21 protein-coding genes are annotated in these 13,996 nt (G+C 53.5%); all 21 read left to right on the forward strand.

What is annotated here, in order from left to right; genetic code table 11:
• The coding region (locus BRD58_RS04360) for an antA/AntB antirepressor family protein (protein ID WP_073381689.1) at positions 1-781 on the forward strand (781 nt) is incomplete at its 5' end.
• Entirely contained in the window at positions 781-1,173 is a 393-nt protein-coding gene (locus BRD58_RS04365; protein WP_073381692.1) for a hypothetical protein, read from the forward strand. The genes BRD58_RS04360 and BRD58_RS04365, both read left to right, overlap by 1 nt.
• Positions 1,070-1,360 (forward strand): Rz1-like lysis system protein LysC, encoded by a 291-nt coding sequence (gene lysC / locus BRD58_RS18190; protein ID WP_456303521.1) that lies wholly within the window; start codon positions 1,070-1,072, stop codon positions 1,358-1,360. Before BRD58_RS04365 ends, lysC begins: the two co-directional genes overlap by 104 nt.
• A gap of 44 nt (positions 1,361-1,404) precedes the next feature.
• Complete coding sequence (locus BRD58_RS04375; RefSeq protein WP_073381697.1) at positions 1,405-1,809, forward strand: DUF2513 domain-containing protein; 405 nt, start codon at positions 1,405-1,407, stop codon at positions 1,807-1,809.
• Between the two features lie 95 nt (positions 1,810-1,904).
• Positions 1,905-2,099, forward strand: coding sequence for a hypothetical protein (locus BRD58_RS04380; RefSeq protein WP_073381700.1), 195 nt, complete (start codon positions 1,905-1,907; stop codon positions 2,097-2,099).
• Positions 2,100-2,101: 2 nt separating this feature from the next.
• Positions 2,102-2,740 (forward strand): hypothetical protein, encoded by a 639-nt coding sequence (locus tag BRD58_RS04385; protein ID WP_073381703.1) that lies wholly within the window; start codon positions 2,102-2,104, stop codon positions 2,738-2,740.
• A 121-nt stretch (positions 2,741-2,861) separates the two neighbouring features.
• The gene (locus BRD58_RS04390) at positions 2,862-3,461 is read left to right on the forward strand and encodes an RNA polymerase subunit sigma-70 (protein WP_073381706.1); all 600 of its coding nucleotides are present in this window, start codon (positions 2,862-2,864) and stop codon (positions 3,459-3,461) included.
• On the forward strand, positions 3,433-5,412 hold the full coding sequence (locus BRD58_RS04395) for a phage terminase large subunit family protein (protein WP_073381709.1): 1,980 nt from the start codon (positions 3,433-3,435) through the stop codon (positions 5,410-5,412). Before BRD58_RS04390 ends, BRD58_RS04395 begins: the two co-directional genes overlap by 29 nt.
• A gap of 8 nt (positions 5,413-5,420) precedes the next feature.
• Positions 5,421-5,684, forward strand: a complete 264-nt coding sequence (gpW, locus tag BRD58_RS04400) for a gpW family head-tail joining protein (RefSeq protein WP_073381712.1) — start codon at positions 5,421-5,423, stop codon at positions 5,682-5,684.
• Positions 5,684-7,321 carry a phage portal protein gene (locus BRD58_RS04405; protein WP_073381716.1) on the forward strand — a complete coding sequence of 546 codons (1,638 nt, stop codon included), beginning with the start codon at positions 5,684-5,686 and terminating at the stop codon, positions 7,319-7,321. The genes gpW and BRD58_RS04405 overlap by 1 nt, the downstream gene beginning before the upstream one ends.
• Positions 7,318-8,187, forward strand: a complete 870-nt coding sequence (locus BRD58_RS04410; protein WP_073381719.1) for a S49 family peptidase — start codon at positions 7,318-7,320, stop codon at positions 8,185-8,187. Before BRD58_RS04405 ends, BRD58_RS04410 begins: the two co-directional genes overlap by 4 nt.
• Position 8,188: 1 nt before the next feature.
• On the forward strand, positions 8,189-8,770 hold the full coding sequence (locus tag BRD58_RS04415; RefSeq protein ID WP_073381722.1) for a hypothetical protein: 582 nt from the start codon (positions 8,189-8,191) through the stop codon (positions 8,768-8,770).
• On the forward strand, positions 8,770-9,174 hold the full coding sequence (locus BRD58_RS04420) for a head decoration protein (protein WP_073381725.1): 405 nt from the start codon (positions 8,770-8,772) through the stop codon (positions 9,172-9,174). Before BRD58_RS04415 ends, BRD58_RS04420 begins: the two co-directional genes overlap by 1 nt.
• Before the next feature lie 130 nt (positions 9,175-9,304).
• A complete protein-coding gene (locus BRD58_RS04425; RefSeq protein WP_073381728.1) occupies positions 9,305-10,354 on the forward strand; it encodes a major capsid protein in 1,050 nt (349 codons plus the stop codon).
• A 42-nt stretch (positions 10,355-10,396) separates the two neighbouring features.
• Positions 10,397-10,693, forward strand: coding sequence for a hypothetical protein (locus BRD58_RS04430; RefSeq protein WP_236721571.1), 297 nt, complete (start codon positions 10,397-10,399; stop codon positions 10,691-10,693).
• 4 nt (positions 10,694-10,697) lie between these two features.
• On the forward strand, positions 10,698-11,057 hold the full coding sequence (locus tag BRD58_RS04435; protein WP_073381732.1) for a head-tail joining protein: 360 nt from the start codon (positions 10,698-10,700) through the stop codon (positions 11,055-11,057).
• The gene (locus BRD58_RS04440; protein ID WP_073381735.1) at positions 11,054-11,599 is read left to right on the forward strand and encodes an ATP-binding protein; all 546 of its coding nucleotides are present in this window, start codon (positions 11,054-11,056) and stop codon (positions 11,597-11,599) included. The genes BRD58_RS04435 and BRD58_RS04440 overlap by 4 nt, the downstream gene beginning before the upstream one ends.
• A 3-nt stretch (positions 11,600-11,602) precedes the next feature.
• Positions 11,603-11,794 (forward strand): DUF2635 domain-containing protein, encoded by a 192-nt coding sequence (locus tag BRD58_RS04445; protein ID WP_073381738.1) that lies wholly within the window; start codon positions 11,603-11,605, stop codon positions 11,792-11,794.
• A complete protein-coding gene (locus BRD58_RS04450; RefSeq protein ID WP_073381740.1) occupies positions 11,791-13,293 on the forward strand; it encodes a phage tail sheath subtilisin-like domain-containing protein in 1,503 nt (500 codons plus the stop codon). Before BRD58_RS04445 ends, BRD58_RS04450 begins: the two co-directional genes overlap by 4 nt.
• Before the next feature lie 3 nt (positions 13,294-13,296).
• Positions 13,297-13,668 (forward strand): phage tail tube protein, encoded by a 372-nt coding sequence (locus BRD58_RS04455; RefSeq protein ID WP_034165328.1) that lies wholly within the window; start codon positions 13,297-13,299, stop codon positions 13,666-13,668.
• 1 nt (position 13,669) lies between these two features.
• A complete protein-coding gene (locus tag BRD58_RS04460) occupies positions 13,670-13,948 on the forward strand; it encodes a phage tail assembly protein (RefSeq protein ID WP_073381743.1) in 279 nt (92 codons plus the stop codon).
• The last annotated feature ends 48 nt before the right edge of the window (positions 13,949-13,996 follow it).

Consider the following 13,996-nt stretch of genomic DNA (forward strand, 5'->3'; position numbering starts at 1 on the left):
CACATCTGTAGCATCTTCTTATACCGACGCATCAAGCAATCATCATGTCGTTAATGAGTTCGCTGACATTGTTCCTGTTGTCAGTGGCCGGATCGGTGAGCGTGAAACCAATATTGTGAGTGCCAGAGCACTGCATGGTGCTTTGGGGGTTGGTCGAGACTTCACCAACTGGATTAAAGGGCGGGTTAGCCAATACGGCTTCGTGGTTGGAGTTGATTACATCGCTGTTGAAAATTTGAGCTCGCCAAAACGGGCGAGCGCAAAATCTCGCCAACAAATAGAGCATGATTACTTGTTGACGCTGAACACAGCCAAAGAGCTGGCAATGGTTGAGCGCAGCGAACAAGGGCGCGCCATCCGTCGTTATTTCATCCAGTGTGAAGAGGCGTTACAGCTCACCGCCCCAGAGGTCGCCGCGCGCTATCGTCGCAAGTTAAAGGCTCGCATCGGAGTGGCAAACCTGTTTAAGCCGATGTGTTCCGCGTTGGAATCGGTAAGGGCTGAGCAGGGCAAGGCGACGCAGTCTCACCACTATAGCAACGAAAGTAACATGATCTCCCGCATCGTCCTGGGAGGCCTTACTGCGAAGCAATGGGCGGGTATGAATGGGTTGGTTGGGGATCCGCGTGACTCGATGAATGCCGAGCAGTTGGAGCATCTGTCTTATCTGGAAAGCACCAATATAACCCTGCTGGATATGGGGATGGATTACCTGCAGCGAAAGGTTGAGCTAACCCGACTATCCCAGCGTTGGATGGCGCGGCGCCTGGGAGCCGCATAATGTTCAATAAACTCTGGAAGCCACTGGCGCTAATCGCGTTGGTGGCTTTGTCGTATTGGGGGCTGTCGTCCTGGCGCTATGCCGCTGGCCATGCAGATGGAAAGGCTGAGGCTGATCGAGCGTGGCAGGCCAAATGGTCACAGCGTGATGCCGGGGAAGCCCAGGCGATTACAGACAACGTGATGCTGACGCTCAACATCATGAATCAGGCGGTGGAGGCTAATCGAAATGCAAAGCACCAGATCGCACTGGAGTCACAGAGAGCCGCGCGAGATATCGCGGTGGCTGTTGCGGGCGATGATTGCACTAGTCGGCCTGTGCCTGCTGGCGCTGCTCAGCGGCTGCGTCAGTACGCGGACGGTATACGTTCCGGCGCCAGTGCCACCGATTAGCACTGAGTTAACCGCCGATACGCCAGTGCCAGCAGTACCTGATCCGCTGACCTGGGGGGCCAGCTTGGATTTGAATATTAATCTTCTATCCGCGTTAGGGCAGTGCAATGCGGATAAGGCGGGGATCCGGCGCGTGGATCAAAAGCGTAATGGACAGAATGGAGATATTACTAACGTTATTCCGTGAGTGCCTGTGATAATATTATCTCATTCACTCATAAAGGGTAAAAAATGAAAATAGACCATGATTATTTGAAAGGGTTGCTTGAGGCATTTGAAGCGTCGCAATCCCCGCAAACCGATATATATGAGCTCGAACGTCAAGGGTTCAAGTGTGATAGCGATATTTTCTTATTCCACATACGTCTGTTAGATGACCGATATTTAATTACAAGAACAGATGGGGAATCAGGTTTTGGTCTTGTTGAATCAGCTGATGGAATACCTCATTGGGCAGCTCATCCCCTCAGGCTTACTGCTTCTGGGCATGATTTCCTTGAAGCATTACGTAACCAAGAGATTTGGGCAGTGCTTAAAGGTGGTTTTAAAGATGCTAGTATGGAAACATTAATTACTGTATCCAAAGAATTACTAAGCAAGGCTGTTAAAAAACAGCTGAGTAAATATTTTGAATAATAGTCAATAGGTTTTTATTGTTTCCATAACATGATTCAAACGTGTGATTGTTAGTATTAGGCCGCCATGTGCGGCCCTTTTTTCTGGAGGTATGTATGAAGAAGCCGTCACCGTTTCAATTCACAAGAGGACGCCGCTGCAGCTACTGTGGCTCTAGAACGCATATTGTTCAATTCTGCCCGAAGACGCACGCGGGCATGGTTCGTATTGAGCAGCGTGCTGCGGTGCTGCGGCAGCAAAAAGAAATGGAGGTGAGCGCTAATACTGCTGCTGAAACCAAAGGGCTATAGTCATGGCAACATTAAAGGATTTGTCAAAACAGCTTAATACGCTGCAAAAACAGATGCCGTTTGCGATGGCCCAGGCAATGACAAAGGTTGTTCGCCAGATAGAGGCGGCTCAAAAAACAGCGTTCGAGCGCCATCTGGATAATCCCACACCTTTCACCGTGAAGTCGGTCGGCTCTGTGGCGGCCAGAAAAAACAGTCTGCGGGCTAAAGTGTTTGTCCGTGATACTGCAGCCGATTACCTCGAACCGTTTGAGTTCGGCGGTGAGCATAAGCTCAACGGTAGCGCTCTACTTAACCCCAAAGACATTAAGCTGAATAAATTCGGCAATCTGCCGCGTAACAAGCTCTCTCAGCTCAAAGCGAAGCCAAACACCTTCATCGGTGACGTAGGCGGCGTCAATGCCGTTTGGCAGCGCAGGAAGCCGATGAAGGCCAAGAAGAAGCGCGCCAAACGCTCCTCTAGTGGGACCCGAAGACCTAAGCGTAAACAGCGCTCTCCAAAGCTTCTGATTAGGTTTGGCGATGCGCTACCGGTGGCCCCTGTGCTGGGCTATATGGAACGCTCGCAAGCAATGGCGTCGGGTTTGCTGCCGGGGGCGATAAGCACAGCCATTGCTGAAGCCATTCGAACCGCAAAATAACCCCCCAATCTTTTTTGGGTCCTTCCTGTGACTTTTGTAAGGCACGGGCATTGCGCGCCGCGTTCTGCGTCTAGCTATCAACTTTTGAAATTTGGGTAACAGGTAACACTTGAGGTAACAGATGAACCAGTCAGATTTTGCCAAACTTCACGGCGTCAGCCGAAAGACGGTAACGGCCTGGAAGGCTCGCGGCTGGCTGGTTCTGGCCGGAGATGATATTGACGTTGAAGCGTCGAATGCGAACATCAAGCGCTTCCGAAAAACTGTTACCCGACCAGAGAAAAAACCAGAAGGTAACAAACAGGGTAACAAAACAGGTAACAGATCCTCGGGTAACAAGTCAGGTAACAAAAACGATAAGGAGGTGGCCGAGTCTCCGACGAGAACCGTTGAGCGGATGATCGCTGAGAACGGCGTGACGATGACGCTCGATGAAGCGCGCCAGATGAAAGAAAACTTCCTCGCGTTGCTTACCCAGCTAGAGTACGACATTAAATCTGGGCAGGTGTTGCCATACAAAGACATGATCGAGGCCGTAGGTAATGAATACGCTCGCATGCGCACCCGTCTCATTGCGATTGCTCCAGAACATGGCCCCCGGTTGCGGGTGCTGGCTTCTACCACCAACGATGCGGAGTTTGTCCAGGCACTGCAGGAGGTGGTTTACGAGGCGATGGAGGAATTGAGCCTTGATGCAGATAACAACCGAGGAGAGGACTAACGCTGCAGCCTGGCAGAATTTCACCGGGGCGCTGCGCCAACGTCGCTCCGATGTTCGCCCGCCCGAACCGCTGTCACTGAGCGAATGGGCCAATAAATACGCGGTGCTCTCGAAAGAAACCAGTGCCCAAACAGGCCGATTCCGGTCTTTCGCGTATCAGGACGGCATGATGGACGCCATTACTGATCCGGCGGTGACGCAGGTATCGGTGATGAAGTCGGCGCGCGTTGGCTACACCAAGATCCTTGACCACGTTGTCGGCTATTACTTGGTGCATGACCCGTCGCCGATCCTCATTGTTCAGCCGCGTGTTGAAGATGCTGAAGACTACAGTAAAACCGAGATCGCACCGATGCTCCGAGATACTCCGGTACTGGCGGAAATATGCGGTGATCCCAAGGCCAAAGACAGTAACCAGACCATCCTCAAAAAGACCTTTGCCAACGGCGCCAATTTGACGCTGGTGGGGGCAAACAGCCCTGGCGGTTTCCGCCGAATTACCTGCCGGATTATCCTGTTTGACGAGGTTGACGGTTATCCGTCCGGAGGCGCCGGGGTTGAAGGTGATCAGATTGCATTGGGCATTAAGCGCTCCGAAACATTCTGGAATCGCAAGATTGCCCTGGGTTCGACGCCAACGGTGAAAGGCACCAGCCGGATTGAAAAGGCGTATGAGGAAAGCGATCAGCGCCGTTATTACGTCCCTTGCCCGCACTGCGGAGAATTTCAGGTACTGGAGTGGGGTGGCCCTGAGACGCCATACGGCATCAAATGGGAAAAGGATGAGAATGGAGAAGGCATCCCAGAATCGGCATATTACGTCTGCCGGCATAATGGGTGCGTGATCCACCATAACGAAAAGTCGGGCATGGTAAAGCGTGGTGAATGGCGCGCAACCAAACCATTTAAAGGACATGCGGGTTTTCACATTTGGGCGGGTTACAGCTTGTTCCCGAATGCGGCCTGGAAGTATCTGGTAGCTGAGTGGCTACGGGTGAAAAACGATCCGCTCATGCGTCAGACCTTTATCAACCTGGTGCTTGGTGAGCCGTATGAAGACCGCGGCGAAAAAGCGCTGAGCGAAAAACGCTTGCTGGAACGCTGTGAAGTCTATGCAGCGGAGGTTCCTGACGGCGTAGCGGTATTAACGGCCGGTATCGATACCCAGGATGGTCGCTTTGAAATTGAGGTGACGGGGTGGGGGCGTAATGAGGAGAGCTGGTCGACTGCCTTCGACGTGATTGAGGGCGATCTGGAAACCAACGAACCGTGGCAACGTCTCGATGCGTATCTCAAGCAGGTCTGGCGCCGTGCTGACGGGCGTGGATTCACGATCATGGCGGCCTGCATGGACTCCGGTGGCCACCACACCCAGAAAGTTTACGAGTTTGCGAAAGAGCGCCTTGGCCGCCGAGTTTGGGCGATCAAGGGTGAATCGGCGCGCGGTGGTAAACGTTCGCCGGTGTGGCCGACGAAAAAGCCAACGTCTAAGTCAAAGGCAAGTTTCAAACCAATCATCATTGGGGTGAATGCAGCCAAGGATACCATCCGCGGGCGACTGCATATCGATCCGCCAGCACCGGGTGAACCTGCAGCCAGTTACATGCATTTTCCAGCAGACCGTGACCTGAACTATTTCAGCCAGTTGCTGGCAGAACGTTCGGTGTTGAAGGTATCTGGCGGCCAGCGTTATCGAGTCTGGGAGCAACTTCCAGGCAGGGCAAATGAAGCACTGGACTGCAGGGTGTACAGCTATGCAGCCCTGTGCGGCCTGTTTTATCTCGGTTTAAAGCTGAATCAGTTGGCGGACAACATCGCGAGCAATCCCGATCGCCTGTTGCCGGCGCCGCAGCAGCCGGAGGAAAAACAAAACCTTCGACTTCCTGGCGTCTTCATTGAGGAGCCGGAAAAGCCGAAGCGTAAGCGCCTGTCACAACTTTTGCCGCAATAAGGACAATTATGTTTAACCGGAACACCAGTCTGCTTGCCGGTGCGATGACTGATGAACAGCTCAGATCTGCGCTCGCCAAAGCCCAGCAAGCCTATATCGATTTAGCAACCGGGAGTCACGGTGTTTCGTTTTCCTACTCCCAGGGAGATGGAACACGATCCGTGTCATATCAGCAAAGCACCCTGGCTGACCTGCTGGCACTGATCCAGCTCCTACAGGCTCAGTTGGGCATTATCTCGCGACCGCGTAAACCAGCGAGGTTTCGATTCTGATGAATAAAGTGCAGATACTGGGACCAGACGGTCATCCGGTTCGTCCAGCTCGTCCATCGATGTTAGTAGGTAGCAGTCGTGTGCCTTATGACGCGGCGGACTCGTTCAGTGACCAGTTGGCGAACTGGCAGCCGGCGCTCTGGTCACCGGATAACGAAATCAACATCTACCGAGATCGGATTGTTTCCCGTGCGCGGGATCTAGTCCGTAACGATGGCTGGGCTAACGGTGCGGTGACCCGACTGTTGGATAATGCTGTCGGCGCAAATTTTCGCCCTGTCATGAAACCGGATCACCGGGTGCTCAGAATGATGACCGGAAATGCTTCATTCGATGCTACGTGGGCTGAGGAATATGGTAAAGCACTGGAGGCGCACTGGCGAACGTGGGCATATGACCCTGGGCGCTACTGTGATGCCGAGCGAAAGCTGACAGTGCCTCAGATGCTACGGCTGGCATTCCGCCACAAGTTAATCGATGGTGATGCGCTGCTGGTACTTCAGTACCGGACGGATCGGTTGGGGCGTGGACGTGGACGCTATGCCACCACGGTGCAGGTTGTTGATCCTGATCGCCTCAGTAACCCGCAGCAGAATTTCGATATGCCGAATATCCGTGGCGGCGTTGAGATTGACGCCGACGGCGCGCCGGTGGCCTACCACATTCGTGAGGCACATATCGGTGACTGGTGGAGCGGTGCCAAAACCATGACCTGGCGGCGCATCCCGCGTGAGACTGAATGGGGGCGCCCGCACGTAGTTCATGACTTTGATCATGAGCGTGGTGCGCAGCATCGTGGCAACGGCATTCTGACTCCCGTTATCCAGCGTCTGAAAATGTTGGTTAAGTACGATCAGAGTGAGCTCGAGGCTGCCATTCTCAACGCCATTTTTGCAGCCTATATCGAATCGCCCTATGACCCGGCGATGGTGCAGTCGGCGATGGGTGAAACCTATGATGAGTCTGAACTGGGTGCTTATCAGGACGGGCGTGTCGAATTTCACAGTGACCGGCGTCTGACGCTACAAAATGGCGCACGCATGCCCATTTTATACCCCGGTGAAAAGATCACTACGGTCAATGCGGCGCGGCCCTACAGCAACTTTGAGGTGTTTGAGTCTGCCGTGCTGCGTAATTTCTCATCTGGCACCGGCTTATCCCCACAGCAGGTCACGCAGGATTGGTCTGATGTTAACTACAGCTCCGCGCGATCTTCGCTGCTGGAGGCTTGGAAGACATTGACCCGGCGGCGCGATGACTTTGCCATGGGAACCGCACAACCCGTGGTGACCGCTTTTGCTGAAGAGGTACACGACAATGAGGATTTACCTCTGCCTGCAGGCGCACCGGATTTTGTCGACGCTAGAGCTGCTTATTCCCGCGCTCGCTGGATGGGACCAGGCCGCGGTTGGGTGGATCCGGTTGCGGAGAAGAAAGGCGCCATTCTGGGTCTGGATGCCGGGCTTTCCACCCTCGAAATTGAGGTTGGTGAGAACGTAGGTGAGGACTGGGAAGAGGTGCTCGATCAGCGCCAACGTGAAATTGATGCCTGCAAGAAACGCGGCCTGCCGTTACCAAGTTGGGCGCAGGCTGATGTATTTGCGCCTGAAACGATTAAAGATCCGGAGGAAAAGTGAATCTACCTCATCTGGCACAACGGCTGTTTAACACGCCGCTGGCCCTTCACCCGAATAAAGCCGATGTCATTATGGCGGCCGTCATGGACAGGTTCGGTATCACTAGGGTCGAAACCTCGCTGGCGATGGAAGATGACGATGGGTACGGCTACGACGATAACCGAGGGCGGGAAACCCGGAGCGATCTAGGTTATGACAATGTAGCCGGAATTGCGGTGATTTCCATCTGCGGAACCCTGGTCCAAAAGCTCGGTAGCCTGCGGCCATACAGTGGCATGACTGGTTACGATGGTATTCGCCAGGCGTTTTTGTCCGCACTTTCCGACCCGGATGTGAAGGGTATCTGCTTGGACATCGACTCACCTGGGGGGGAAGTGGCGGGGTGTTTCGACCTGGTGGACGAAATCTACAATGCCCGCGGTAAAAAGCCGATTCATGCCATTCTGACAGAGAATGCCTATTCAGCAGCGTATGCGATCGCCAGTGCTGCAGACCGGATTTCGGTTCCCCGCACTGGCGGCGTAGGGTCGGTTGGCGTCATCACCATGCACCTTGACTGGACACAGCGTATTAAAGATGACGGTCTGAAGGTCACCATCATTACTTTCGGTAGCAGGAAAGCAGAGGGCTCTCCATATCGTGAGCTGTCAGAAGAGGCGTTAGCGGCTATTCAGCATGATATCAACACAATGGGGGAACTGTTCGTTAATACCGTTGCTCGAAACCGCGGGATCAGTACAAAGATCATCAAAAACACGCAGGCTGCCTGTTTTATGGCGGTCGATGGTGTGGAACTTGGACTGGCGGATGAGGTATGCCCTCCTGATGCTGCGTTCAGACATTTACTTCAAGTAACAGGAGATTGAGATGGCGAAGAAAACTTTTAATTTCGCTCACCTGATGGGGTTTGGAAAGTCAGCCTCGGAAGAGGATGAGGACAAAAAATCCAAAAAAGCGAAGGCTCGTAAGGCAGAAGAAGACGAGCGTGATGAAGACGCCGAGGACGACGAGCGTGATGAGGACGCCGAAGACGACGAACGCGACGATGATGCTGAAGATGACGGTGATGATTCGGATGCATCTGAAGACGATGATGCCGAAGACGACGGCGACGATCGCAAAGAAAGCAAAGCCGCGAAAAATGCCCGCGCCGCCGAGCGTAAACGCTGCTCCCGTATCTTTGGTAGTCAGCATGCAGCAGCGAATCCTGCATTGGCCGCGTCACTGGCGTTCAATACAGGGATGAGTTCTTCAGCCGCAATTCATATTCTGGCTACTACCCTGCCTGCGTCGCAGCCAGCTGCGTCGCGCAAGCGTTCGCTCGACCAGCGGATGCAGGAAAGTCACCAGGTTAGGCTTAATCCGGATGGCGGACAGAAAGAGAGCGGCAAGTCTGCGCTGGTAAGTAAAATGACCAGCCTCTACAACTCCACTCGGGGGGAAAAATAATGGATCAGTTTGGTCAGAATGCATTTGCGCCAGGCATGAAGAGCGCATTGTTTGTACCGGATCAGCTTGTAGCTGGCACGCTCCAACTGGTAACTGACACTGGGGTCATTACTAGCGGCGCGTTTAAGCGTGGCACTGTGCTGGGGATGGTGACCGCCAGTGGCAAATACACGCAATGTGTGAAAACAGCTGAAGATGGCAGCCAGGTACCCGTGGCTATTCTGGTTGATAATGTTGATGCGTCATCGTCTGATCAGAGCGGTGGCCTGTATCTGATGGGGGAGTTTAACCAGCATCGAGTGATTTTTGATAACTCCTGGACGACTGCCGATCTGAAAAAAGCGCCCCGCCCGCTGGCTATCTTTCTGAAAGACAGTGACCTGGCGCCTGTAACCACCTCCTGAGCAACACCCCCACAGGTGTGGGGCATGTCCTGATTTCCATCATATCTCTCCTGACAAATGCTTTAACTGGCAGGGATTTGATCATCTAAATTTTTGCCAGCGCTTGGCTGGCACTATCAAGAGACTGAATATGCAAAATATTTATGATACCAGTGTGCTGGTGCAGGTCGTTCCTAACCTGAAAACCAGTCAGAACTGGTTGCTCGATCGCTTCTTCCCGAATGTCGTGACTTACGAGACTGAAGAAGTGGCGATTGATGTTGATGTTGGCCTGCGTCGTATGGCGCCGTTTGTATCCCCACTGGTGGAGGGTAAACTGGTCGAATCCCGTAAATACCAGACCAACACCTTCAAACCGGCTTACATCAAAGATAAGCGCGCGCCGGACCTGCGCAAACCTATCCGCCGCCAGATTGGTGAGCGTATTGGTGGGGAATATACCGCCGCCGAGCGCGAAATGCTGAACCTTCAGTTTGAAATGACTGACCAGATTGACATGATCAACCGTCGCCTGGAGTGGATGGCTGCCAGTGCGCTGGTATCCGGCACCGTTACCGTAACCGGGGAGGGCTATGAAACTAAAGTGGTTAATTTCGGGCGTTCTTCTGATCTGACCATCACCCTTAGCGGATCGGATAAATGGCCGCTGACCGTGGCCGCGGGTACTACCAACACCCAGCCTTCGGACGACATTGAAATTTGGCAGACTACTTTCCTGAAAGAGTCCGGCTCTGTCGCCACGGATCTGGTATTCACAAATAAGGCATGGCGTGCATTCCGACTGGATACCACCATCAAGGATAACGCCATCACGTTCCCGGCACTGAGCCCGTTTGGTAACCAGATCAACGCCGGCCCACAGGCGATGAAGGGCGCTATCTACAAAGGGCGTTGGGGCAACTTTGATCTCTGGTTATATAACGACTGGTTTATTGACCCGCTGGACAACGTCGAGAAACCCATGATCCCCGATGGCGCTGTCATTATGAGTGGTGCCGATCTGATGGGTACCCGCGCCTTTGGCGTTATCCTGGACCCGGCATTCAACTACGGTCCATTGGCCTATGCGCCAAAATCCTGGGTGAAAGAAGATCCGGCCCAGCGTCTCATTTTGATGCAATCATCACCACTGGTCATCCCGAGCCGGGTAAATGCATCCCTCTGCGCAACGGTGGTGTGATATGGCAAAAAAATAAACAATCCGGTACCTGTCGCCGATGATTTGAATGTCGAAGGCATTGTCCAGGAAATGGGCGCATCTGCTGAGAAGCTGAATACTTTGGTGGGCGCCGGAGAGCGTGATGATGTTGATGTCATCATGGATGATGAGCTGGAGTTCGTCGTACTGAATGGCAACAGCATCCGTCACAATGGCGAGGTCTACCGGGAAAATAGCATCATTCCGGTCGCTGGCCAGGACGCAGAACGCCTGCTGCAGGCGGGAACTATTGCCGACGTTCGCGAGTTGCGCCAGCGCATGCTGGCTTCTCAGTCCTCAGTCACTGTCACGGCGGGGTAATGTCATGGGCGTGGACTGGGATTTACACCTCCTGAGCCCGCTGCATGGCATCTTTGGCGATGAGCAGGAGTACCGCCCCCGAAACGGTGCTCCATTTCTGATTAATGGCATTTTCGACCGTGGTTACGCCCAGGTAACCGAGAACCTAGACGGTGATTCAGCGATCAATACCACGAGCCCGGTGTTGGGGGTGCGAGACGCAGAATTTATCGACTCTGGCAGGCCACTCCCGGCGGTGTCCGATCGTGTGTTTGTCAGAACCGTGGGTGGAAAACCAATAAATCAGTTGTTCGTTGTGACCAGTATTGAACCTGACAGCCATGGCGGATCAAAACTTGTACTTAACGTAGTGAAAAAACGATGAATGCTTCAGACATTCGAAAGATGGTAGTCGTGGCACTTACGGGCACTACTGATGCGGGGGATCGAGTCTTTTCCCCGCGTGACTGGCCAACATCTTCGGTGATTTATCCCGCTTTACTAATCCAGACTCCTTTCGACCATAAAAAGGCGATGGGGCGGAGCACGCCGTCGTTTACCACTGTAACCACCGTCCGCATTACTGGCCGGGTTCAGGAGTATGACGGTGAAAAGGATGATGATGGCGCTATGCGCGCAGAGGTCGCTCTAGAGGACCTGCGCGAACAAGTAGAGCGAGCTGTTATCAACAGTTATGAGCTGACCCGGAAAATACAAAAGTACGCTGAAGTTCGCTCAACGATCAACGTTGATGCCGATGGCGAGGCTCATGTTGGGCAACTGCTGTATGAAATTGATATCGAATACTACCAGGGGCCGGAAGATTTCTACCCGGTTGAAACGGTTCCTCTGGAGGGGATAGATATCACGATCGTAATGCCGGATGGTGCCCCGCAGCCTGGGATTAGTATCAACCTTCAGGAGTAAATCATGTTTGTAAAACCGAATGATGGGCTCAGCGTTCGCTGTCCCATTAAGGGCTCCCTTTTGCCGAAAGAGGGCGCCGAGGTCCCGGATAATACCTTCTGGCGACGTCGATTAAGTGATGGCGATGTGGTTGTTGTGAAGCCGAAAGCAACTGCAAAAACGGATGCGAATAAAAAACAGGGAGGTGATGAATGACTGTTCCATTCGCTCGCGTGCCGGATAGTCTGCGCGTACCGCTTTTCTATGTCGAGTTTGATAACTCGATGGCGAATAATGCTACGGCCACACAGCGCACCTTACTGATCGGCGGGATGCTCACTACTGGCACGGCAACTGCTGGAATTCCTGAGCGCGTATCTTCTGATAACACGGTCGGCGAGCTGGCAGGAAAGGGAGGCATCCTGCAGAGCATGATGACGGTGTATCAGAGAAATGATACTGCCGCCGAAGTCTGGATCCTTCCACTGGAGGAGGACCCTGAGTCCATGGTTGCCGCAACAGGCACCATTAAAGTGACCAGTGCGCCGACGGCAACGGGGGTCATTTCGCTGTACATCGCCGGCGAGCGCATTCAACTGACTGTGGTGGCGACAGATGCGGTGGCTGCGATCGCTACCGCTCTGGCCGCAGCGATTAACGCAAAAACCACGCTTCCGGTAACTGCCAGCGCAGCCGCCGATACTGTCACCCTGACGGCAAAAAACTTTGGTTTTATCGGCAACGATATTGATATTCGTCTGAATTATCTCGGGTTGCCTGGTGGAGAGTCTACACCTATTGGTATGGCGCTGACCATTACGGCTATGAAAGGTGGTGCAAGTGCACCGGATATCACCGGTGCCTTGGCCAGCCTGCAGGATCGGACTTTCGACTTTATCATTAACCCGTATGACGACACCGCATCACTGGATGCGATAAAGGCGTTCCTTTCAGATGTTGGTGGTCGCTGGGCATGGGATAAACAGTTGTATGGCCATTCATTTGGTACGACCACCGGAACGTATGCACAGCTTGGAACGAAAGGCGAAGTGCGAAATAACCAGCATGAAACGCTGATGGGGGTCAATAAGTCGCCGTCGCCTCCCTGGGTATGGTCTGCCGGCTACACCGGCGCGGCGGCGGTCAGCTTGCGTAATGATCCGGGGCGTCCTGTGCAGTCACTGGCTATCCAGGGGGTTCTGGCTCCGGCACTACAGGATCGCTTTGAGATCACTGAGCGCAATAACCTGCTGTACAGCGGTATTTCGACGTTCACTGTTGATGATGATGGCACGGTGCGCATTGAAAACCTGATCACGACCTACCAGAGGAACAGCTATGGCGATGCGGATGACAGCTACCTTGAGGTCGAAACGATCTTCAGCTTGATGTTTGTTACCCGCTACCTGCGTACGGCGGTAACCAGCAAATTTGGTCGTATGAAGCTGGCGGCTGATGGCACCCGCTTTGCACCCGGCGCTGCGATCGTCACGCCGAATATCATCAAGGCGGACCAGATTGCGGAATATGGCAACCTGGTATGGAACGGGTATGCACAGGACAAGGCGGCGTTTGCCAAAAATATCATTGTCGAGCAGAACGCCAAAAATCCGAACCGCGTTGATGTTCTATGGCCAGGAACCCTCATAAACCAGCTGCGCATTTTTGCGCTGCTCAACCAGTTCCGCACACGGGCTGAATCAACAGGAGCATAAGTGATGGCAGGTAATACGACTAACCGTCTGGCTGGAACCGCGTATGTAACGGTGAACGGCGTGACGGTGATGGTGGAGGGCTCGTTTAAGTATCAGCCATCCAAAGTTAACCGCACCACGCTGACGGGAATGGATGGTGTGCACGGGTACAAAGAAAAGCCTGTGGCGCCATACATTTCCGCACGGCTGCGCGATAGCGGTGGGACTAACGTTCTGGGCTTTAACGAGCAAACCAACGTCAACATCGTTGCTGAGCTGGCAAATGGTAAAACGATTATTGGTGAAGGGCTCTGGACAGTAAACGTTCAGGAAGTGGAGAGCGAAGATGCGGTGTTTGATGTTCGCTGGGAAGGCCGGGAAGTAACGGAGAACTAAGATGGCAGAAATTGAACGAGTAAGAACCATTGAGCTGGCGGTGCCGCTTGAAGATGCGATGCAGAAAACCCGTTATGAGCAACTGGAGCTGAGAGCCCCGACGCTCAGCCAGGCAGAGCAGTTTTACGAAAAACAGGCGGCATCCACCTCACTGGCGGCTATGCGTCTGCTTATCGCACTGGTGTCCGGTACGCGTGAAAGTGTGCTGCAACCGATGGACTTCATCGATTTTCGCAAGTGTGAGGAGTACCTGCTCAGTTTTTTGACCTGGAAGCCCTGACAGCCTGGCAGGAGGACGCCGCTGACGTCACGTTTTACTTTCGCTGGA

The sequence above is a fragment of the Edwardsiella piscicida genome, assembly GCF_001896205.1.
GTDB lineage: Bacteria > Pseudomonadota > Gammaproteobacteria > Enterobacterales > Enterobacteriaceae > Edwardsiella > Edwardsiella piscicida.

Excerpts from the sequence above, each read along its gene's own strand:
- BRD58_RS04365 (WP_073381692.1), top strand. The coding sequence starts at position 781 with ATGTTCAATAAACTCTGGAAGCCACTGGCGCTAATCGCGTTGGTGGCT.
- BRD58_RS04375 (WP_073381697.1), top strand. The coding sequence starts at position 1,405 with ATGAAAATAGACCATGATTATTTGAAAGGGTTGCTTGAGGCATTTGAA.
- BRD58_RS04380 (WP_073381700.1), top strand. The coding sequence starts at position 1,905 with ATGAAGAAGCCGTCACCGTTTCAATTCACAAGAGGACGCCGCTGCAGC.
- BRD58_RS04385 (WP_073381703.1), top strand. The coding sequence starts at position 2,102 with ATGGCAACATTAAAGGATTTGTCAAAACAGCTTAATACGCTGCAAAAA.
- BRD58_RS04390 (WP_073381706.1), top strand. The coding sequence starts at position 2,862 with ATGAACCAGTCAGATTTTGCCAAACTTCACGGCGTCAGCCGAAAGACG.
- BRD58_RS04395 (WP_073381709.1), top strand. The coding sequence starts at position 3,433 with ATGCAGATAACAACCGAGGAGAGGACTAACGCTGCAGCCTGGCAGAAT.
- gpW (WP_073381712.1), top strand. The coding sequence starts at position 5,421 with ATGTTTAACCGGAACACCAGTCTGCTTGCCGGTGCGATGACTGATGAA.
- BRD58_RS04405 (WP_073381716.1), top strand. The coding sequence starts at position 5,684 with ATGAATAAAGTGCAGATACTGGGACCAGACGGTCATCCGGTTCGTCCA.
- BRD58_RS04415 (WP_073381722.1), top strand. The coding sequence starts at position 8,189 with ATGGCGAAGAAAACTTTTAATTTCGCTCACCTGATGGGGTTTGGAAAG.
- BRD58_RS04420 (WP_073381725.1), top strand. The coding sequence starts at position 8,770 with ATGGATCAGTTTGGTCAGAATGCATTTGCGCCAGGCATGAAGAGCGCA.
- BRD58_RS04425 (WP_073381728.1), top strand. The coding sequence starts at position 9,305 with ATGCAAAATATTTATGATACCAGTGTGCTGGTGCAGGTCGTTCCTAAC.
- BRD58_RS04435 (WP_073381732.1), top strand. The coding sequence starts at position 10,698 with ATGGGCGTGGACTGGGATTTACACCTCCTGAGCCCGCTGCATGGCATC.
- BRD58_RS04440 (WP_073381735.1), top strand. The coding sequence starts at position 11,054 with ATGAATGCTTCAGACATTCGAAAGATGGTAGTCGTGGCACTTACGGGC.
- BRD58_RS04445 (WP_073381738.1), top strand. The coding sequence starts at position 11,603 with ATGTTTGTAAAACCGAATGATGGGCTCAGCGTTCGCTGTCCCATTAAG.
- BRD58_RS04450 (WP_073381740.1), top strand. The coding sequence starts at position 11,791 with ATGACTGTTCCATTCGCTCGCGTGCCGGATAGTCTGCGCGTACCGCTT.
- BRD58_RS04455 (WP_034165328.1), top strand. The coding sequence starts at position 13,297 with ATGGCAGGTAATACGACTAACCGTCTGGCTGGAACCGCGTATGTAACG.
- BRD58_RS04460 (WP_073381743.1), top strand. The coding sequence starts at position 13,670 with ATGGCAGAAATTGAACGAGTAAGAACCATTGAGCTGGCGGTGCCGCTT.